The sequence below is a fragment of the Bacillus sp. 275 genome (genome assembly GCF_001999205.1).
GTDB classification, from domain to species: Bacteria; Bacillota; Bacilli; order Bacillales; family Bacillaceae; genus Bacillus; species Bacillus velezensis.
In genome coordinates this window covers 3,290,251-3,309,892 of record NZ_CP019626.1, presented here as the reverse complement: position 1 = coordinate 3,309,892, position 19,642 = coordinate 3,290,251, and the positions used below count along the sequence as shown (strand labels likewise).

Sequence of the window (19,642 nt, the reverse complement as noted above, 5' to 3'; positions counted from 1 at the left end):
TTCCATTCTAAAGCAATCCGCGGCTTTGTCAAAGAAAAAACCGCTTTGAATCAGAATCATTATGTAATGAACTGGCAGCCTGTCCAACCGTAATTCTCATTTCAGTTAAACCGCTATACATAAATACAACCACTATATTATAACATAACGCCTACCGCTTTCAACTATATGGTGTGATTTACAAATAAGAAATTTCTTCAATATCCTTAATCATCGAGCAGGCTTCTTCGAGTTCGCGGCTGTCAAACTCGTACATCATATGAAGTTCCTCCTGCTCAATGTCAATGCCGTGCATCTCGTAACCGACCTTATGAAGCGCCGCCGCCCATAAATCTGCGTTCAAAAACTTCGGCATAAAAGGGTGCAGAACGTACAGATGCCTTCTCCACAGCTCCTCGACGGCAGCGTATAATGTAGGGTTTTCATTGCCGAGCGTTTCATCAAGCACCCGGAGAACGCGATGCAAAATCGGAGCCGCATCAGGCTGAACCGTTTCACTCGGAACCGCGGTCATTGAATCGCCGAATTTTGTAATATGGACCGGCTTGCTGTAGTCATGGTCCGCCATCAGCGTCAAAATCATCGTCTTGATAAGAGGATGAGCGCCCGGATCTTGAAGAATCGTTTTTAAGAGACCCGTGTATTTTGCAATATTGCGGTCTTTGAGAGAATGAATCAGATTCATTTGTTCAGCGGGGCTGTTCAGCACTTTTTCCGCATCAAGAATGTCCTCGTATTCCTCCTCCCACGCTTCATCCTGCTGGTCGGGATCGGTCATTTTGCGGCTGAATTCGAGCAGCCGGTAGAATTGCTCCGCACTTTCTGCGGGCAGCTGGTTTTCTTCCAGCACAGCTTCAATTGTGCTTTTGACTTCTTCATATTGTTTCAGCTGAATTAAAATGGTCATGTACACTTGCAGTACGGTGAAATAATGGCCGTACCCTTCATTCAGCATTTTCTCGCAAACTTGTTTTGCTTCTTCCAATTCCCCGAGTTCCAGAAAACAAATCGCCATGCCTAAATGTACGTCGGACTCGGTATCGCCGTGGCTTACCGCCTCTGAGAACAGTTCGAGGGCCTCCTGATACTGTTTATCCTTCATGGCGGCCATCCCTTTATCAACCAAGCGTTCTTTCAGACGGGGGAAAGGAATGATATCAGCTTTTTTCTTGTCATGCGTCATACTTTATTTCCTTTCAGGCGCTATTTTTTTCAAGTGTATCAACACGCGTCAGGAAACACAAGAAAGGATGGTGCGCACGGTAAAAAAAGCCGCCGGACAGATCCGGTCGGCTTTTTTCAGGCTTGAAGCCAAGAACTTCTTTTCGATTCAAACTGCTGAATGTCGTCCTCCAGCAGAAGCGTTAATGAAATTTCATCATAACCGTTAATCAGCATTTCCTTCCAGTGCGGATCGACTTCAAATGAAATCTCTTTGCCTTCACTGTCGTGAATGAGCTGGTTTTCCAAATCAACCGTCATGTTAAGGGACTGATTTTCATATTGACCGGCGAGTTTTTTCCACTGATCATACGGCATACGGATGGGAAGCATACCGTTTTTAAAACAGTTTTGATGAAAAATATCGGCAAATGACGGAGCAATGATGATTTTGAAGCCGTAATCATCCAGCGCCCAAGGAGCGTGCTCACGGGATGATCCGCAGCCGAAATTCTCTCCGGCAATTAATATGGACGCGCCTTCATAGACTTTGCGGTTTAATTCAAATTCAGGATCAGGCTCACCGTTCTCAAGGTATCTCCAATCAAAAAACGCGAATCTGCCGTATCCTGTTCTTTCAATTCTTTTCAAAAACTGTTTCGGAATAATCTGGTCCGTATCGACGTTGATCCGATTTAAGACGGCCGCTTTTCCCGTATGCGTTTTTAAAGGTTCCATCTTTTCGCGCACTCCTTACACAACTGTTTTTTCTTGATAAAACTTTCTTACATCGACGAAATGCCCGTGAATGGCTGCCATTGCCGCCATCGCCGGACTGACAAGGTGTGTTCTCGCGCCTTTTCCCTGTCTGCCTTCGAAGTTGCGGTTGGAAGTGGAAGCGCATCGTTCCCCTTCAGGCACGACATCATTGTTCATACTGAGGCACATGCTGCAGCCTGATTCTCTCCATTCAAATCCGGCCTCGAGAAACACGCGGTGCAGCCCTTCTTCTTCGGCCTGCTGTTTCACGCTTTGAGAACCCGGGACCACAATGGCTCTGACGCTGTCAGCGACTTTTCGGCCTTTGATCATATCCGCAGCCTGGCGAAGATCGGTCATCCGCGAATTTGTACAGGAGCCAATAAACACATGCTCGACTTTAATATCTTCAATTTTTTGATTCGGTGAGATTCCCATGTATTCGTACGCGCGGATGGCTTCTTTTTTACCGTCTTCAGAATCAATCGTTTCCGGCGCCGGTATTTGGGCATCGACCGGAAGAACCATACCGGGATTGACGCCCCATGTTACCATTGGAGAAATCTCGCTGCCGTCTAGCACGATGGAATGATCGTATACGGCGCCCGGATCGGTTTTTAACGCTTTCCATTCTGCGGCGGCTTTTTCAAATTCCTCGCCTTTTGGCGCGTATTTACGGTTTTTACAATATTCAATCGTCGTGTCATCCGGAGCGATCAGTCCCGCCCGGGCTCCCGCTTCTATTGACATATTGCAGACGGTCATGCGTTCGTCCATAGACATGTTTCTGAATACTTCCCCGGTGTATTCAATGACATATCCGGTACCGAATTTCACCCCGTATTTTCCGATGACCGACAAGATGACATCCTTCGCGGTCACTCCTTTTTGGAGCGTTCCGTCAACGCGGATTTCAAGCGTTTTCGGCCGCTGCTGCCACAATGTCTGAGTGGAAAGAACATGTTCCACCTCACTTGTGCCGATACCGAAGGCAAGCGCCCCGAATGCGCCGTGAGTCGATGTATGGCTGTCTCCGCAAACGATCGTTTTCCCCGGTAGTGTCAGACCAAGCTCAGGTCCGACTACGTGAACGATTCCCTGGTCTGCGCTGTGAAGATCCGCAAGACGGACGCCAAACTCCTCACAATTCCGTTCAAGCGCGGTTACTTGGCGCTTTGCGACTTCATCTTTAATGTCAAAACGGTTGACGGTCGGAATATTGTGGTCCATCGTTGCGAATGTGTTCTGCGGCCGTCTGACCTTTCTTCCCTTCTGCCTTAACCCTTCGAACGCCTGAGGAGACGTCACCTCATGAATGAGGTGCAGATCAATATAGAGAAGGTCGGGTTTTCCTTCACCGCTTTTTACAACATGCCGATCCCAAATCTTTTCGATGATTGTTCGAGGCATCATCTTTGTTTCCTCCCTCTACCTATGAACTAAGACCGCTTTCTTTAAAGCGTCACACTATAGATTTTGTACTCGAGCCGGCTAATGCGGCTTTTACTTTTTCAGTAATGTCATGCGTTCCGGCATATTGGCCGTCCCAGGCGATATCACGTGTACGGCTGCCGTCTGCAAGCACCTTTGCGACCGCTTTTTCCACCGCCTGCGCTTCGTTTTCAAGCCCGAAAGATGTTCTCAAAAGCATCGCCGCTGATAAAATCGCCGCAAACGGATTGGCCATCCCTTTACCGGCGATGTCAGGCGCAGATCCATGCACGGGTTCAAACAAGTGAAGACCTGAACTTGATAAGCTGGCTGACGGCAGCATGCCGAGCGAGCCTGTCAGCATGGAGGCTTCATCGCTTAAAATATCGCCGAACATATTCTCAGTTACGACGACGTCAAACTGGCTCGGAGCGTAGATGAGCTGCATCGCGGCATTATCGACAAGCATATGTTCAAGCGTCACATCAGGAAATTCTTTTGCGATTTCATCCGCTGTTTCCCGCCAAAGCCTGCTTGATGAAAGCACATTCGCCTTATCAACGGACGTCACTTTTCCTTTTCTGCCGGCAGCCATCTTAAAGGCTTCTCTGACAACGCGTGCGATTTCTTCTTTCTTATAAAAAAGGGTATCGACCGCTTCCTTTTCTCCCGCTTCATTGACATACTGTCTGCTCGGTTCTCCGAAGTAGAGGCCGCCCGTCAGTTCCCTGACGATTACAAAGTCGACGCCGCTGATATATTCTTTTTTCAGCGGAGACGCCTCAGACAGGCTTTCAAATACGGTCACGGGACGCAGATTGGCAAACAGGCCGAGTTTTTTTCTGATGCCGAGCAGGCCTTTTTCCGGTCTGAGCTCCGGAGGATTTTGGTCCCATTTCGGCCCGCCGACTGCCCCGAGCAGGATGGCGTCGGATCTTTCACAAAGAGCCACCGTCTCCTCAGGAAGGGGGTTTTGATGGGCGTCAATAGCCGCTCCCCCGATCAGCCCGTTTTCAAATTCAAATTCATGTCCGAATTGTTCGGCAACGCTTTTCAATACATCTGCCGCTGATTCCGCCACTTCCGGTCCGATTCCGTCACCGGGCAGCAAAGCAATACGTTTTTTCAAATCAAACGTTCTCCTTTCTATTACGAGCCGACCGCAGTCTGTCTCTTTAATCCGTCTATATTGCAATCCAGCACCAATTGCCGGTTCACGGCGTTCAAATATGCTTTTGCAGAAGCTTCCAGAACATCCTGCGCGATTCCCCGCCCTGATGTTTCTTTTCCGTTCACGGTCACTCTGACAAAAACTTGAGCCAGCGCGTCTTCGCCTTTCCGGTTGGATTGGATGCGGTAGTCTGTCAGTTCAATATTTTTATCGATGCAGCGCCCGAGCGTATTATAAACGGCTTCTACGCTGCCCGCCCCCGTTGCCGCCTCTTGAATCAGCTGTTCGTTTTCCTGATTTTTTAAAGAGACTGTTGCAGTCGGCACCTGAGACGTCCCGTAATGCACTTGCAGAGACAAAAATTCATAGCCGATTTTTTTGTCTGTCACTTTTTCTTCTAAAATAAGAGAAATCAAGTCATCATCGGTGATTTCTTTTTTCTTTTCGGTCAGTTCTTTAAACATCGTAAAAAATTTATTGATTTCCTCACTATCAAACTGGAATCCAAGCGCATTCAGGCGGTCTTTGAACGCATGGCGTCCGGAATGCTTTCCGAGTACGAGCGCATCAGCAGTCACGCCGACAAGTTCCGGTGAAATGATTTCATATGTTGATTTTTCTTTCAGGAAACCGTCTTGGTGAATGCCGGACTCATGTGCGAAAGCGTTATCTCCGACGATTGCTTTATTGCGGGGAACGGCCATGCCCGTCAGTTTGCTGACAAGATCACTCGTCCGCTTCAATTCATGAAGATTGAGGGATGAATCGGCTTGATGCGCGTCATTTCTGACATGAAGCGCAACGGCGATTTCCTCTAGCGCGGCGTTCCCGGCTCTTTCTCCTATGCCGTTAATGGCGCATTCAATTTGATCAGCGCCGTTCTCAATTGCCGAAAGCGAGTTGGCAACCGCCATTCCGAGATCATCGTGGCAATGGGCTGAAAGCTTTACCCGGTTGATATTCGGAACGTGTTCCTTCATATATTTAAAGATGTTTCCGTATTCAGCCGGCGTCAGGTAACCTACAGTGTCCGGCAGGTTGATGACGCTCGCGCCGGCATCAATCACTTCTTCAACGATTTCAGCCAGAAACGGAAGTTCGGTGCGGCATGCGTCTTCTGCTGACCATTGAACGATCGGAAAGCGTTCTTTTGCATACTTCACCATTTCAACCGCTTTTTCCTTAACCTCTTCCCGCGTCATTTTCAGCTTATGCTTCAGATGAATGTCAGAGGTGGCGATAAAGATGTGAATCCGCGGGCTGGCCCCGTCTTTCAGCGCTTCCCAGGCTGCGTCGATGTCACCTTTGACAGATCGGGCAAGCCCTGTTACCGAACAATTTTTAATCGTTCTTGCGATTTCCTGCACGGCTAAAAAATCACCTCGGGATGAAGCGGGAAATCCCGCTTCAATAATATCCACCCCGAGTCTTTCAAGCTGCTTGGCTATCGCCAGTTTCTCCCGGGAATTGAGGTTGACCCCGGGGGATTGTTCACCGTCACGAAGGGTCGTGTCGAAAACATTAATTTTGCGCAACGGAGACCACCGCTTCCTTCTTTTTGCCTTGTTTGACAAACGGCATCATTTCACGAAGCTGTCTGCCGACCTTTTCAATCTGATGCTCGTTTTCACTTGCATTGATCGCATTGAAGCGAGGACGGTTCACTTGGTTTTCCACGATCCATTCTTTCGCGAATGTACCGTTTTGAATATCTGTTAATACTTGTTTCATCGATTCTTTTACCTTCGCATCGACTACGCGCGGCCCTGAGACAAAATCTCCCCATTGAGCCGTATCGGAGATAGAGTATCTCATGCCCGCCAATCCTTCTTCATACATCAAGTCTACGATCAGCTTCAGTTCGTGCAGACACTCGAAGTATGCGAGTTCAGGCTGGTAGCCGGCTTCTGTCAGCGTTTCAAAACCCGCTTTGACAAGCGCCGTTAAACCTCCGCACAGAACAGCCTGCTCACCGAACAAATCCGTTTCCGTTTCTTCCTTAAATGTTGTTTCAAGAACGCCCGCACGCGCTCCGCCGATTCCTTTTGCATAAGCAAGAGCCGTATCTTTCGCTTCGCCTGATACATCCTGGTAGATGGCAAACAATGCCGGTACGCCCGCGCCTTGTTCATATGTTCTTCTGACAAGGTGTCCCGGTCCTTTAGGGGCGACAAGGAATACATCCACATCAGCAGGAGGCACGATCTGATGGAAATGGACGTTAAATCCGTGTGCGAATACTAATGACTTGCCCGCCGTCAATTCATCTTTGATTTCAGCTTCATATACTTTTTGCTGCTGTTCATCCGGAAGAAGAACCATAATGATATCAGCCTGGGCAGCCGCTTCTCTTACCGAAAAGACTTTATGACCGTCTTCTTGGGCCTGTGTAAATGATTTTCCTTGTCTGACGCCGACAATGACATCAATTCCGCTTTCTTTTAAGTTCAGCGCATGTGCGTGACCTTGTGAACCGTAACCGATAATCGCTACTTTTTTACCTGCCAATACGTTCTCTTTGATATCACCGTTATAATATACTTTTACCATTTTAATCTCTCCCTTTTTTGTGTTATACAATTGAAATTGTTTTATTGGATGACGCCTTCTGCTGGGTTCCCCTCGCAAAAGCCGTTGTGCCCGTTCTCGCGATTTCTTTAATGCCGTAAGGTTTGAGCAGCTCTATGAGCGCTTCGATTTTATTAGATTCGCCGGTAACCTGAACGACGATGCTGTCTCTTGAGACATCAACGACGGAAGCTCTGAACGGCTCAATGATTCCATTGATTTCCGTTCTGGCCGACGGTGCGGAAACAACTTTGATTAATGCCAGCTCACGCTGTACAATCGATTGGTTTGTAATATCCGTCACTTTCAGGACGTCAATTTGTTTGTTAAGCTGCTTTGTCAGCTGCTCTACGTCATTTTCGCCTTCCACATGGACGACAAATGTAATTCTTGAAACACCGCTTGTTTCCGTGTGGCCTACAGTGATGCTTTCGATATTATAGTGTCTTTTTGTAAACAGGCCGGTGATCCGGTTTAATACTCCCGAGCGGTTGACCACCGTTAATGTGATTATGCGTTTCAAGGTTTCACCCCCACCATTTCATGAAGTCCTTTACCCGGCGCAATCATCGGGAATACTTTCTCGCTTTTGGCGACCCGGACGTCAATAACGGCCGGTTCTTTTGATGAAAGCGCCTTTTTAAGCTCTTCTTCCGCCTCTTCCTCCGATGAAATCCGGACGCCTTTAATGCCGTAGGCTTCTGACAATTTGACAAAGTCAGGCTGCGCCGAGAATTTGGATTCAGAATAGCGCTCTTCATAGAAGATTTCCTGCCACTGTCTGACCATGCCCAGACATTCGTTGTTTAAGATAACCACTTTGACAGGAAGATTCAGCTGCCGGATGACATCTAATTCCTGAAGGGTCATCTGAAAACCGCCGTCTCCGAGGATGGCAACGACCGTGGCGTTACGATCGGCCAGCTGCGCTCCGATAGCCGCCGGAAGGCCGAAGCCCATTGTGCCGAGTCCCCCCGAGGTCACCCACTTATCAGCCTTTCGGAAAGGATAAAACTGAGCCGCCCACATCTGGTGCTGGCCGACATCCGTCGCCACAATCGCCTCACCGTTTGTGAATTGGTGAATATACTCAATCAGCTTTTGGGGTTTAAAGCCCTCTTCTCTGTTGTCTGTATACCAAAGCGGATATTCTTCTTTCCATTCTGAAAGCTGCTGTTTCCATTCCTCTGTCTGTCCCTGTTTTCCGTTTTGCTTCAATAATTCCTGAAGGACGATTTTACTGTCGCCGACCACCGGAATCTGCGTTTCGATAATTTTTCCGATTTCAGCAGGATCAATATCGATATGCGCCACTTTGGCCGATTTTGCAAAATGCTTCAGATTTCCGGTCACGCGATCATCGAACCGCGCTCCGATACTGATCAACAAGTCACAGTGGTAAAGCGCCATATTCGCTGTGTATGTGCCGTGCATCCCCGCCATTCCCAGAAAAAGAGGATGGTCTGCCGGGAAACCGCCCAGACCGAGGAGCGTGTGCGCTACCGGAATTTGCTGCTGTTCGACATAATTTTTTAAATCTTCTGAAGCTTTACCGTGCAAAACACCCGCTCCGGCTAAAATAACCGGCTTTTTCGCACTGCTGACAGCTTCCACGAGCTTTCGGATCTGCAGATAGTTAGGCTCTTTTACAGGCTGATAACCCGGAAGGCTGATCTCGTGATCATATCTGAACTCTCCTTCAAATGCTGCGACATCCTTCGGTATATCAATTAATACCGGGCCCGGTCTTCCCGTCGTGGCGATATGGAACGCCTCTTTAATCACACGGGGGAGATCTTCCGGACGGCGGACTTGGTAGCTGTGTTTCGTAATCGGCATCGTAATTCCTAAAATGTCGGCTTCCTGGAAAGCGTCGCTGCCGATGACCGAAGTGGCCACCTGACCGGTAAACACTACGAGCGGCAATGAATCTATCATCGCATCCGCAAGACCGGTAACTAAATTTGTCGCTCCGGGTCCGGAGGTAGCAATCACAACCCCCGGCTTTCCGGAGACTCTCGCATACCCTTCTGCCGCATGAATCGCGCCTTGCTCGTGGCGGGGCAGGATGTGAACCAATCCTGATTGATACAGTTTATCGTAAATCGGAAGGACGGCTCCCCCCGGATAGCCGAAGATCATCTCGACATTTTCTTTCTTTAATGATTCAATCAGCATCAGAGCCCCGTTCATTGTTTTTGTACATTCGGCAGACAAAGAATCCGCCTGTACATTTGTGCCCATTTTCAGTTCCTCCTTTTCAATGTTCCCTTCTAAAATCCAATTCATAAAACGCAGCGCCGGCTGACGCAAATAAAAAAGCCTTCCCACCCACATTCAGCCAAGCATTTCATGCGATAGCCAAAAGGGGCGAAAAGGCTTTGCTTTCCGCGGTACCACCCTTGTTTACGATCATATGCAGACCGTCTCATGGATAATGATTATCCGTTTTGATAACGAGTAAACATTGTGTTCACTCGGCCGAGTCCTACTCTTTACATTTCAGACCGGCACTCTGAGGGGAGTTCACTTTGATTTGTTTTACCGGCTCTCAGCGTTACCGGCTCTCTGTGAAAAACTTCAGCAAAGCTACTTATCCTCTTCTGCGCTTTTTATTATGGCAGCTCTTTTATTGAAAAAGAACCTTCATTAGTTTGTTTTTTCAGTGTTTTATGATTTTTCTTTTTAGCGTGAATCATTTATTTATTTTTGTTTGAACTCATATTACGCCCGTTTGCAGGCAGTGTCAACAGCATTTTTATAATTATTAGACAATTTAGATTAATCAATCTACTTTGTATACGCTTTCATTACTGGTACAAAGGGATCTGTAAATATTAAAAGTTTTTATCATTTTTTTATTAATCTCTCAAGATTACATGAAATTTTTCCGTTCATATACGAATATGTCACATTTTATTACACGATTTTTCTCTGTCCTTCCGGCATGCTTGTCAGATATTCCGTTCGATTGAACAGGCTCTTTATACAGACATACGCATACACTGTTCTTATCTCGTAAGAAATGAGTGATGTCATGAATAAGATGTTATCAGGCATGCAGGGCCTGCCTCCTGGATTTCCGCCTTTACCGGTCTTACCGCCGCAGTCTTATTATCCTCCGGCCCCGATGCATACAGCACCATATCAAGGCGGCCCTTCTTTTCAGCAGGGATTCCCGTCATCCGGCTACGGACAGCAGACCCCGCAAAGCACGCTGTCATTCGCCGGGCAGCAATTCGTTCCGTACCCTTATACAACCGGGTACTACGGCCAATCCTTCAGTGACGTCGGCGGAAGCCTCGGCGCCGGGGCGCATCCCGGCGCGCTCGGGGGCGGTTTCAGCGGCCATGCCGGGGGCTTCAGCGCTCCGAGCGGATTCAGATGATACAAAAACCGGCCTCCCACGGCCGGTTTCTTTTCTTATTCACAGAGTATAACGGTCATTCCACTGATTCATTTCCTGCTCCGTATAGTAATCAGCCCTTGAAACCTCAACAATGATTAAACCGCATTGAGTGATTAAAAATTGCTTCAGTTCCTCAAACAGCTCGTCTTTTCCGCAAAAGATCGTTTCTATTTTGTGATTTTTATATGCAAATGCGTACTTCAAAGCTAATTCCTCCTGCTGTCTTTCTATCATTCATTGACAAAATGTATGATAGAAATTAGATAATTTATCACTCAAGGGCACCTTAAGTATCTTTATACATATATTTATTACGGTAAATATTACATTAAGTTTCATTTATATTAAAATCACTTTACAATTTTCATCAAATACGGAACTTTTGTTTCGTAAAATAAAATACAAAAAAACCTCAAGCCCATTGTCAGGGCTTGAGGTTTTTATACGTCCCAGGAGAGATTCGAACTCCCGACCGACGGCTTAGAAGGCCGTTGCTCTATCCGGCCTTCATCCTTTACATATCGCTATCGTTACGTTCATGTATAACGGTCACTTTCCGAACTTTGACCGATTGACTTACTTTCTATTATATTTGCTTACACTTTATAATTCAAGCATTCATATAGTAGAAAACAACCCTATTTAAAAGGTAAAACAGTTGTACTTAAATCTGCTATAAAACGTAAAGGTATTTATTTAAAGGAGTGGTTTCATGAGAGATAACAAAGAATGCTGTCCCTATTGCGATGCTGATGCAACCCACGATAATACCTGTAACACCAAGTAAGCTATGAAAGAATCGATGAGTCATTGTGTATACAACAATGGCATATCCATTTCAACAATATGTACTTTAATGCTCTGTGTGATATCTTTCCACTCGTTTAAAATCCTCTCTTTGTTACGACCTAGCCTATCTAATGAATGTATGTATAACGTATCTCCTTTTCGCAAACGCAATTTCAAAGCTTGGTATCGAGGTCTATTGAAGTCTTTCCCGATTTGCTTATCGATATGTATATCACGCTCATCAATTCCAAGAGCATACATACTATCCAGTTGTCATGCTTCATTTTGGTCTCTGCTGCTTACTCTAACGTGTCCAAATTCTTTGTTGTCCATAATTGATTCCACCTTGAGGCATCGGTATCTTTTCTTTGATATCACTTATAAGTCTACACCCTCTGCTATCGATATTATTATCGAACTCGAATAGGGTTTCACTGCAACTCTTATTACTTTACCATGTTAAATCACATTGAGAATCTGAGTCGTATCGAAAATTTACCGATTGTAGTTTGTGAATGAGAGTGGTTCTGTATCAAACTAATACCACAACTTGGCATGTATACAACCATAAAAGACATCCAATTAATTTGGATGCCTTCTTACAACTATTTTACCTGTTCTTGAAGAACTTCTTTTAACAATTCAATCGCATTTTCTTCCCTTGGGTCATTTGTTCCAAGTTCACCTCGGAAGGCTTTAGAGAGGGTAGCCTGCTTTAAAGTTTCTAATTTATCTTCAACGTTAAGTATTTTCAAAGTTTCTTTTTCATTTTTCAATAGATTATTTAACATCTTTTCAATTTCTTTTGCTTCTTCTAAAGGGGGGATTGGAATTAAAATAGATTCTACTGCCTTAGAGCCTACGTTTCCTTGATTAACCCCACCTGTTTCAAAACTAAAGAATACATCCCTAAATACAGAAGATTGAAGATAATAAAAAATATATTCATCCATAAAGTTTGGATTTAAAGATAGGATTCGTTGATTGAGAAGTAAAGGTTTTTCAACCCCTTCCACTCTAACAGCATATCCGTAATCTCTCTTATATTTAGTGCCTGTTAATGATAATAAAATATCCCCATTTTTAACTGAATATTTTTCGATTATCTTTTCATCAAAATCTAAAGGCATATAAACAGGGTTTCTATCCAATGCTAAATCATTTTTATAGAGATTACCCATCCTTACCAATTGGATACCTTGTTCCACAAAATCCTTACTCTTAAATGCAAAACCGTTTTTAAAGCTAGCTACATCTTTTAATTTACGCCATTTCCATGTAGTTGGTATTGAATACGGTGAATTTGATTCTATGGATTGATTTCCATTTATTAACTCTACTTCTTTTTTCTCAAGAGAATTTTCTTCTCTCCACTTTCTTGTCAATTCTCCACGAAATGCCTTATCCAAAATAGCCGCTCGACGAAGTTCAAACGTATCCTTCGCTTCCTCAATCAACTGCTTTGCTTCTTCAATTTTACTTAAAAGACGCTCCACTTTCTCAGCAATCCGTTTTTGTTCATTAAAAGGAGGTAAAACATAAGGAATCAAAGACATTTTTCCTTTATTAATTATTGAAACTGTTGTGGCAGAAGAGCGATTCCAAAGCTCATTTTGGTAAGTTCCATTTAAAACTTGATAATAGTTAAACTTTGGGTTAATCATTTTCTTATTTGGCACAAGTGAATTTATTTGTTGATTAGTTGTACATTCAACAGTACTAAATCCAGCCTTTCCAATAGAACCAATACAACATACCATCGTAGATTCCTTTGGTATAATTCTAGAAACGGCTTTGCCCTTCTCAGTCAAATATTCAGAAGCATGAATAACTTCGCTACCTTGTTCTAAATCTGCTGGCTTCACAAATGGAAAGCCACCACCATAATACTCACTCTGTTTCTTAGCTGGGGTAGAACCTGTAACTATGCCATTTGCTGTTTCAGTTCTTACCCAAACCCAATTCTCAGGTACTTGGAATGGTTGCTCATCCTCTGGTACTAGTGCTTCTTCTAACAATTCCCCAATGGTCTTTTTTTTCTTACTCATTTTATGACCACCTCATCCTCTTCAACAGCACGTAACTCCTCAACTACTTCATTTAATAAATCCATTGCCTGTTGAAGTTTCACAATCGCTTCTTCTGCTGATGCAATTGGGTCTGGCAAGTTGTCGTATGAAGATAATGATTCATCTGCAATTAATCCAATATCTAAACTATCATCTTTTTTTGCGATATCTTCTCGTGTAAACACATTCCAACGCTCATCTTCTATCTTAGAACGGTCTTCAGCTACATATGCCTTCATGAAGTTTTCAAAATGAGCCATTGTTAGCTGATTACGTTTGCCAAATGAAGTCATATTTGTCCGAAGATCATAGACCCATACATCCTTCGTGTTATCTTGGTCTGTTGTTCCCCTTGTAAAGAATAAGACATTCGTTTTTACACCTTGCGCATAAAAAATTCCTGTTGGTAAGCGTAAAATCGTGTGTAAGTTACATTTGTTCATCAAGTCACGACGAATTTGTGAGCCAATCCCGCTTTCAAACAAGACATTATCGGGCAAGATAACCGCTGCTCTTGCATTTCCATCATCTTTTAATGCGTTATAAATCAACTGCAAGAAATTCAACTGTTTGTTCGATGTTTCAAACGTTAAATCGTCACGGGATACCCGTTCCCCGCCTTTTTTTGTACCGAACGGCGGGTTTGTTAAAATAACATCAAAGTTCTTCATCCATTTCCCGTTACCCGATAAAGTATCGCCTTGTTCCAAACGTCCTTCGATATTATGAAGCAACGCATTCATGAGTGCCAGGCGATGCGTATCTTTAACAAGTTCCATACCTACAAAAGCTTCTTTCTTTTGGAACTCGGCTTCTTGTGGTTCTATATCGAAGTAGTCATCTGTTTGATTCTTTAAATATTGGTCTGCAGCAATCATGAAACCGAATGTTCCAGCTGCAGGGTCAGCGCATCGCTCACCGATTTTCGGGTCGATTAATTGAACCATCACATCAATTAATACACGAGGTGTGAAGTATTGCCCCGCTCCTGATTTCTTTTCACTTGCATTCTTCTCTAATAGACCCTCATAAAGATTGCCTAGCCCTTCTTCTTTTGCATTGTACCAATCAAGGGCATCAATAGATTTAATAATCTTCTCTAAGTTTTTCGGCTCAGCAATACTTGTAGAAGCATCACTGTATATTAGACGCAGCCGCTCATTTTCACTGCTTCCTAATTCAAGTAACAATCGCTGATAAAATTTCTTTAATTCCAAACCTTCTTTATCTAACAAATCATCCCATCGATTCCCTTCTGGAATCACACCTTCTGTTTCCTGCTCCTTCATCATTTTGAGGAATAATAAGTAGGTTAACTCTGTTACATATTGCTGATAGGTAATCCCATCATCACGTAACACATTACATAAATTCCATAGTTTTTGAACGATTTCTTGGTTGTTCATTTTTCAGCCTCCTGCTAACTCCGAGTATATTTTAATGTTGGATTCTCATTCAAACCTCATTAAAGTGAAAATCAAGGATAAAGTAACTTATCTATTATAACTTAAAAAGTGCCCCTATGAAGAGGCACATTATTAACTAATATAAAGGTTCTCATTTATAGTGGTAACAACCGTATCAATATAGTCACCGAACTCCCGCTTCAGCAATTTATAGCCGCCCGGAGTTTTAAATGGTTCTTCCGAGAATGCCTCTTCTGCAGTCGGTGCTAATACAGGCACTTTAAGTAATTGCTTTTCTATTCTCTCTAACCATTTCTTCTGTCTTGGAGTCCAATCATGCAGTGAATACACTTTTTGCATCGCCTGTTTAATACGTGCTTCATGGGCAACTAGCGCTTCACCTAATGCAGCTTGGCGAATAAAGCTAATAATGTCTGCTGCAATGTCTTCATTTTTTGTCTGCTTCCAAGCTGTCTGCAAATGCGATTGCTTAAAGCCTTTCGTTTCTAGAATGGTAATAAGTTCTCGTAAATCCTGCCTTGTTAAATCTTTCGGTCGTGTGCAAATAAGATGAAGAGCGGGAATTTCATTAATATTTTCTTGGATAAAACGAACGAAACCTTCTAAATAATCTTCTGGTCTCTTGTTTCCTTCACCATATCCCCGAACCACATCTGTTACTTCATCCTCTTTGTTGGAGATATATCGTTTCTCGCCTTTTACCCGATAGGCTTCCATATATTCAAATAACATGTTGTGCTGTTTTGCTTCTTGTGGCGTATACGTTTGAATTTCTTTCGCCCACTCATCCACATTTTTTCCATTCGACAATTCTTCAAACTTTTGTTTTCCTTCTTCATTCAGCCTTTGCTTGCGACGCTGAATTTTCACTGCCAATTGGTCACGATAAAACGAAGCTTCATCTTCTGCAGTAGCATTGGCAAGTGATTCATATAGTTCACCGATACTGTAATTTTGTTTCTTTACAACAGGTTTCATCTCCGTATAGTTTTGCAATTTATCGTAGATGCCCACTGCATCGTAAATGTTAAAGTGTGTTTTTCCAATGTCGGGACAAAGACGGGTTGCACGTCCAAGCATTTGGTCATAAAGAATACGAGACTGTATACGCCGTAAGAATACTAGATTTGTTATTGGAGGAACGTCAATGCCTGTGGTGAGTAAATCAACCGTTACAACGACATTTGGCAGCCGCTCGTTCTTAAACCTTTTAATGGCATCTAATGGCTTATAGATATAGCCAGTAATTTTCATAATAGCATCATCTTCAATTTCATCGCCACGTTCTTTAAAGGCTTCCTTTAATAACCGAACAACCAAATCTGCGTGTTGGTCAGTGGCTGCAAAGATAAGAGTTTTCTCTTTTCCTGTCGGATCAATGTATTCAACCAGTTTGTTTAGAACCGCCCGATTAAAAGGTTCAGTAATTACCCGTTTATTAAACTGCTCAACCTCAAAATGAATGGTATCTTCCATTTTTTCTAGTTGAATCTCGCCTTTATCAACATCATACACTTCAACTTCTTCGTCTTTTTCAAGAGTAATGCCGACTTGTGAAAGTTCTGTCTTAAACAGATATGGTGGTTCATGGTCAACTAAGTAGCCATCCAGAACCGCTTCACTATAAGAATACTTAAAAATAGGCATACCAAAAATCTCTGTTGTATGAAGAGCTGGTGTTGCAGTAAGTCCTAAACATGCCGCATCAAAATAATCAATTACACGTCGATATTGGCTAATATAATCATTTTGGTCACGGAATTTCAATTCTTCCTCTGACATTTCTTTGTCACTTGTATAGCCACGATGTGCTTCATCTACAATGATGAAATCATACTGCCCGACACTTGGAAGCTTTTCGTTATCGCTATAGAAAAGTCTTCTAACCATTCCCTGCACCGTCGCAATTTGCACCTTCGTTTCAACTTCTGGAGACATGTCTTCTAAAGATTTCACATCGTATATATCAGCAAATGAGTAGCCTTCAATTTTTGTATCCTTAAGTGCATCCTCTGTCTGTTTTCCTAACGAATTACGGTCTACAAGGAAAAGAATACGACGACATTTTTTGGACTTAATTAAGCGATACATGAGGGCGATAGCTGTACGAGTTTTCCCAGTTCCAGTTGCCATTGCAATAAGCATTCTTCGTTGCCCTTCTTTTAATCCCTCTTCAGCGGAAAGTACCGCTCTTTGCTGATAATGACGCAAACCAAACTTCGTAATATCCTCTTCTTCTAACCGTTTATTCGCATCCTTATCATCTTGACTAAGAAGAAGCTGCAAGTCGTCAGGTGAATGCCAGCCTTCTAATGGGCGAGCATGTTCTAACGGTTTACGTGAATCCCAAAACCAGATGCCCGACTCTTCTTGAAGTTGTTTCAAGTATGGTCGGCCGTTCGTTGCGTATAAGAACGGCACCTTATATTCACCTGTTGTAGGTGTGATGACTTCATCTTCGACTTGTGCCACATTTTTTGCATACACTTTTGTTTGACTTTCTAATGCGCCAGGAATCGTTTTCTTTTTTGCCTTAGCTTCAATAAAGCCAACAAGCTTTAAGCCAATAAACAACGCATAGTCAATCCTGCCGCCATTGACCTTCCATTCAGCAATTGCCATGTTTCGATTTTTCTCTGGCAGCGTTCCGTTCTTTTGATGATTTAGTACAGTTGTGTCTACTTCCCATCCAACAGCACGTAGTTTTCCATCAATAATCGTACGCGTTTCGGCTTCAGTTAATTGCTGTCGACGCATAAAGTTTTTGGATATTTTTTTACGCTCGATTTTTACCTCTTCTTGTTCCACTTCCGCCTGTCGACGAATTGCCTCTAATTCTTCTTCAAGCTTTTTGACTTTTTCCTCATATTCTCGCTGAAGTGTTTCTGTACTCTGTTCTACTTGTTCTTGAAGTTCTGTATACTCTGGTGCTTGAAAATCCCAATCACCATATACCTCCATGAACCAAATGGACAAGCGGAACGTTAATTGCAACAAAGCCTTTGCTTCTTCTACTTTTCCATAATCCGCTTCATGCATCGCTACATTCCCTTTGCGACGAAGAGCCTCTAATATATCAATTAATTCAGGCTCAAGTAACCTTTCCCGACGCAAAGTATTAATGCGATCCACTTGCGTTGTACCATATGCCTCTTTAATATTTTCAGCGGCAAGAATAAATTTAGTTAATGTTTCAGCGAACAATCTCAGTTTCATTACTGTTGTATGGGGGTCATGATATACATTTCTCTCAGCTGTCTCTCCCAAGTTAGCAAGTACATCCCATTTCCCTTGAAAAAATGAAAAGTTGCCACTCATTGTTATCACCGTTTTCCTAAAAGGTTGTTTGTGTCCATTATACTATAATCATGCAAAAATTAGGGAATAAGATGTATCGCTCTTTTTTTCTACTCTGCTCCTTAGTTTAGGTTCATTCTTTAACCAAGTGAATAAAAGACGGGTTTTATTAGTTACTGTTTAAATATTGAGGCTACGACATCAGATTTGATCAATTAAAAGAAGAGCCTCAATTAAGAGACTCCTACAAAGTTTGTGCCTTTTATTGAATAATTACCGCATCCGCTCCATATATAGATTCTGCAAGTGTAACCTCTTAGCTCCCAAGTCGTAGCCAGCAAAGATATCTTCAAGTTCTTGCTGCGAGTAGAAGAGTCTAATAAATATTTCCTCTTCCTCAGTGGCAAATCCAATCTTCTGTTCCTTGTATTACTGAAGCCTTTGCTTGTGACGTTTCTCAGCCTTTTTCATGATATTTACCTTACGCTTTAGCACATAGTCAGCTTCATTTTCATTTTCTTTTGGTCACAACAAAAAACCTCCTATATCGAAAGTAATATAAGCCAATAACAGGGTAATTTCTTACGTGACCGTTATACTGACTGTTTCACTAACGATATAGAAGGTTGATTTGACGGGCTTTAGCACCCGATTTATTAACGTCCCAGGAGAGATTCGAACTCCCGACCGACGGCTTAGAAGGCCGTTGCTCTATCCGGCTGAGCTACTGGGACATGAAAATCAAATTGTTCTGCTGATCATTTTACCATGATTTCAGCGATTTGACAATATAGTCATCCGATAAAAAAGGCCAGCGGCATCAGTTTTCACTCTGATGTCACCAGCTCTTTTTTTTGTACGTCCCAGGAGAGATTCGAACTCCCGACCGACGGCTTAGAAGGCCGTTGCTCTATCCAGCTGAGCTACTGGGACAGCTTTTGCTTTATGTATCAGCGACAAGATTTATTATATACAGGTTCAAATCATAAGTCAATATTTTTTTAAAAACTTTTGATGGGGAAGAATGAAATCTCCCCCATCACTTGTTAAAAACTGATTGTATTCCCAAAGTCCTTCAATTCCCGACCCGTTTCGTCGTAAAATGTCACGGCGCCTTCTCTTTCTGTAAGAGTAAGAATGGCATAGCTTTTCACATTGCGGACTCTCGGAAGACGGATGCTGCCCGGATTAATCAAAAGCTTGCCCCGAAGCTCTTCACTCCCGGCAATATGTGAATGGCCGAAGCAGACGACATCCGCCCCAAGCTCTTCCGCCCGGTAAAAAACAGTTAAAAGTGACTGTTTAATGCCGTGAAGATGCCCGTGAACGGCCAGAATTTTCTTTGAACCTGCGTCCAGAAGAAGTTCATCCTGAAACCCGCCGCCAAAGTCGCAATTGCCTTTTACCGTGTGAAACGGCGTAAGCGCCGGATGTGCAGCGTCAAGCTCTGAATCACCGCAATGAATCATCAGATCCGCTTCGTCTTCGTGCCGCTTTGCAATCGTCTCCAGCTCGTCTTCAAGGCCGTGACTGTCACTTATTATCAGCACTTTCATTGCAT

14 protein-coding genes, 2 tRNA genes, 1 pseudogene and 1 other annotated feature are annotated in these 19,642 nt (G+C 43.5%); of the genes and pseudogenes, 1 reads left to right on the top strand and 16 read right to left on the bottom strand.

Going from position 1 to position 19,642, the window contains the following annotated elements; genetic code table 11:
* Nucleotides 1-178 precede the first annotated feature (178 nt).
* The 8 genes from ddcA to ilvB all read right to left on the bottom strand — a co-directional run bounded on the left by ddcA (nt 179) and on the right by ilvB (nt 9,334).
* Nucleotides 179-1,183 carry a DNA damage checkpoint antagonist DdcA gene (ddcA, locus tag BZ167_RS16290; RefSeq protein WP_015417936.1) on the bottom strand — a complete coding sequence of 335 codons (1,005 nt, stop codon included), beginning with the start codon at nt 1,181-1,183 and terminating at the stop codon, nt 179-181.
* Nucleotides 1,184-1,299: 116 nt separating this feature from the next.
* Complete coding sequence (gene leuD / locus BZ167_RS16285; protein WP_007408146.1) at nt 1,300-1,899, bottom strand: 3-isopropylmalate dehydratase small subunit; 600 nt, start codon at nt 1,897-1,899, stop codon at nt 1,300-1,302.
* A 15-nt stretch (nt 1,900-1,914) separates the two neighbouring features.
* Nucleotides 1,915-3,333, bottom strand: coding sequence for a 3-isopropylmalate dehydratase large subunit (gene leuC, locus BZ167_RS16280; protein WP_007408145.1), 1,419 nt, complete (start codon nt 3,331-3,333; stop codon nt 1,915-1,917).
* Nucleotides 3,334-3,382: 49 nt separating this feature from the next.
* Entirely contained in the window at nt 3,383-4,480 is a 1,098-nt protein-coding gene (leuB, locus tag BZ167_RS16275) for a 3-isopropylmalate dehydrogenase (protein ID WP_077392143.1), read from the bottom strand.
* Between the two features lie 20 nt (nt 4,481-4,500).
* Nucleotides 4,501-6,057 carry a 2-isopropylmalate synthase gene (locus BZ167_RS16270; RefSeq protein WP_033574188.1) on the bottom strand — a complete coding sequence of 519 codons (1,557 nt, stop codon included), beginning with the start codon at nt 6,055-6,057 and terminating at the stop codon, nt 4,501-4,503.
* Nucleotides 6,044-7,072 carry a ketol-acid reductoisomerase gene (gene ilvC, locus BZ167_RS16265; protein WP_003152600.1) on the bottom strand — a complete coding sequence of 343 codons (1,029 nt, stop codon included), beginning with the start codon at nt 7,070-7,072 and terminating at the stop codon, nt 6,044-6,046. Before ilvC ends, BZ167_RS16270 begins: the two co-directional genes overlap by 14 nt.
* Before the next feature lie 22 nt (nt 7,073-7,094).
* Nucleotides 7,095-7,613: an acetolactate synthase small subunit gene (ilvN, locus tag BZ167_RS16260; RefSeq protein WP_003152598.1), complete on the bottom strand. Its 519-nt coding sequence runs from the start codon at nt 7,611-7,613 to the stop codon at nt 7,095-7,097.
* Nucleotides 7,610-9,334, bottom strand: coding sequence for an acetolactate synthase large subunit (ilvB, locus tag BZ167_RS16255; RefSeq protein WP_053573227.1), 1,725 nt, complete (start codon nt 9,332-9,334; stop codon nt 7,610-7,612). Before ilvB ends, ilvN begins: the two co-directional genes overlap by 4 nt.
* A gap of 119 nt (nt 9,335-9,453) precedes the next feature.
* Nucleotides 9,454-9,705 (bottom strand) — a binding site (T-box leader).
* Nucleotides 9,706-10,127: 422 nt separating this feature from the next.
* On the opposite strand from ilvB, the gene BZ167_RS16250 reads away from it, so the two are divergent.
* On the top strand, nt 10,128-10,478 hold the full coding sequence (locus tag BZ167_RS16250; protein WP_015417942.1) for a hypothetical protein: 351 nt from the start codon (nt 10,128-10,130) through the stop codon (nt 10,476-10,478).
* 39 nt (nt 10,479-10,517) lie between these two features.
* Here the strand turns inward: BZ167_RS16250 and BZ167_RS16245 are convergent, their stop codons facing one another.
* The 8 genes and pseudogenes from BZ167_RS16245 to BZ167_RS16210 form a co-directional block, all read right to left on the bottom strand.
* Nucleotides 10,518-10,703: a hypothetical protein gene (locus BZ167_RS16245; protein ID WP_060674750.1), complete on the bottom strand. Its 186-nt coding sequence runs from the start codon at nt 10,701-10,703 to the stop codon at nt 10,518-10,520.
* A gap of 606 nt (nt 10,704-11,309) precedes the next feature.
* Nucleotides 11,310-11,549, bottom strand: a pseudogene (locus BZ167_RS16240) (recombinase family protein); the annotation flags it as partial.
* A 344-nt stretch (nt 11,550-11,893) separates the two neighbouring features.
* Nucleotides 11,894-13,336, bottom strand: coding sequence for a restriction endonuclease subunit S (locus BZ167_RS16235; RefSeq protein WP_060674754.1), 1,443 nt, complete (start codon nt 13,334-13,336; stop codon nt 11,894-11,896).
* Entirely contained in the window at nt 13,333-14,763 is a 1,431-nt protein-coding gene (locus BZ167_RS16230) for a class I SAM-dependent DNA methyltransferase (RefSeq protein WP_061890753.1), read from the bottom strand. Before BZ167_RS16230 ends, BZ167_RS16235 begins: the two co-directional genes overlap by 4 nt.
* Before the next feature lie 132 nt (nt 14,764-14,895).
* Entirely contained in the window at nt 14,896-18,102 is a 3,207-nt protein-coding gene (gene hsdR / locus BZ167_RS16225) for a type I restriction-modification system endonuclease (protein ID WP_039254323.1), read from the bottom strand.
* A 639-nt stretch (nt 18,103-18,741) separates the two neighbouring features.
* Nucleotides 18,742-18,815, bottom strand: a tRNA-Arg gene (locus tag BZ167_RS16220).
* 125 nt (nt 18,816-18,940) lie between these two features.
* Nucleotides 18,941-19,014, bottom strand: a tRNA-Arg gene (locus tag BZ167_RS16215).
* 113 nt (nt 19,015-19,127) lie between these two features.
* A complete protein-coding gene (locus tag BZ167_RS16210) occupies nt 19,128-19,637 on the bottom strand; it encodes a YfcE family phosphodiesterase (RefSeq protein ID WP_015417943.1) in 510 nt (169 codons plus the stop codon).
* Nucleotides 19,638-19,642: the final 5 nt, after the last annotated feature.

Excerpts from the sequence above, each read along its gene's own strand:
- ddcA (WP_015417936.1), bottom strand. The coding sequence starts at position 1,183 with ATGACGCATGACAAGAAAAAAGCTGATATCATTCCTTTCCCCCGTCTG.
- leuD (WP_007408146.1), bottom strand. The coding sequence starts at position 1,899 with ATGGAACCTTTAAAAACGCATACGGGAAAAGCGGCCGTCTTAAATCGG.
- leuC (WP_007408145.1), bottom strand. The coding sequence starts at position 3,333 with ATGATGCCTCGAACAATCATCGAAAAGATTTGGGATCGGCATGTTGTA.
- ilvC (WP_003152600.1), bottom strand. The coding sequence starts at position 7,072 with ATGGTAAAAGTATATTATAACGGTGATATCAAAGAGAACGTATTGGCA.
- ilvB (WP_053573227.1), bottom strand. The coding sequence starts at position 9,334 with ATGGGCACAAATGTACAGGCGGATTCTTTGTCTGCCGAATGTACAAAA.
- BZ167_RS16250 (WP_015417942.1), top strand. The coding sequence starts at position 10,128 with ATGAATAAGATGTTATCAGGCATGCAGGGCCTGCCTCCTGGATTTCCG.
- BZ167_RS16235 (WP_060674754.1), bottom strand. The coding sequence starts at position 13,336 with ATGAGTAAGAAAAAAAAGACCATTGGGGAATTGTTAGAAGAAGCACTA.
- BZ167_RS16230 (WP_061890753.1), bottom strand. The coding sequence starts at position 14,763 with ATGAACAACCAAGAAATCGTTCAAAAACTATGGAATTTATGTAATGTG.
- hsdR (WP_039254323.1), bottom strand. The coding sequence starts at position 18,102 with ATGAGTGGCAACTTTTCATTTTTTCAAGGGAAATGGGATGTACTTGCT.
- BZ167_RS16210 (WP_015417943.1), bottom strand. The coding sequence starts at position 19,637 with ATGAAAGTGCTGATAATAAGTGACAGTCACGGCCTTGAAGACGAGCTG.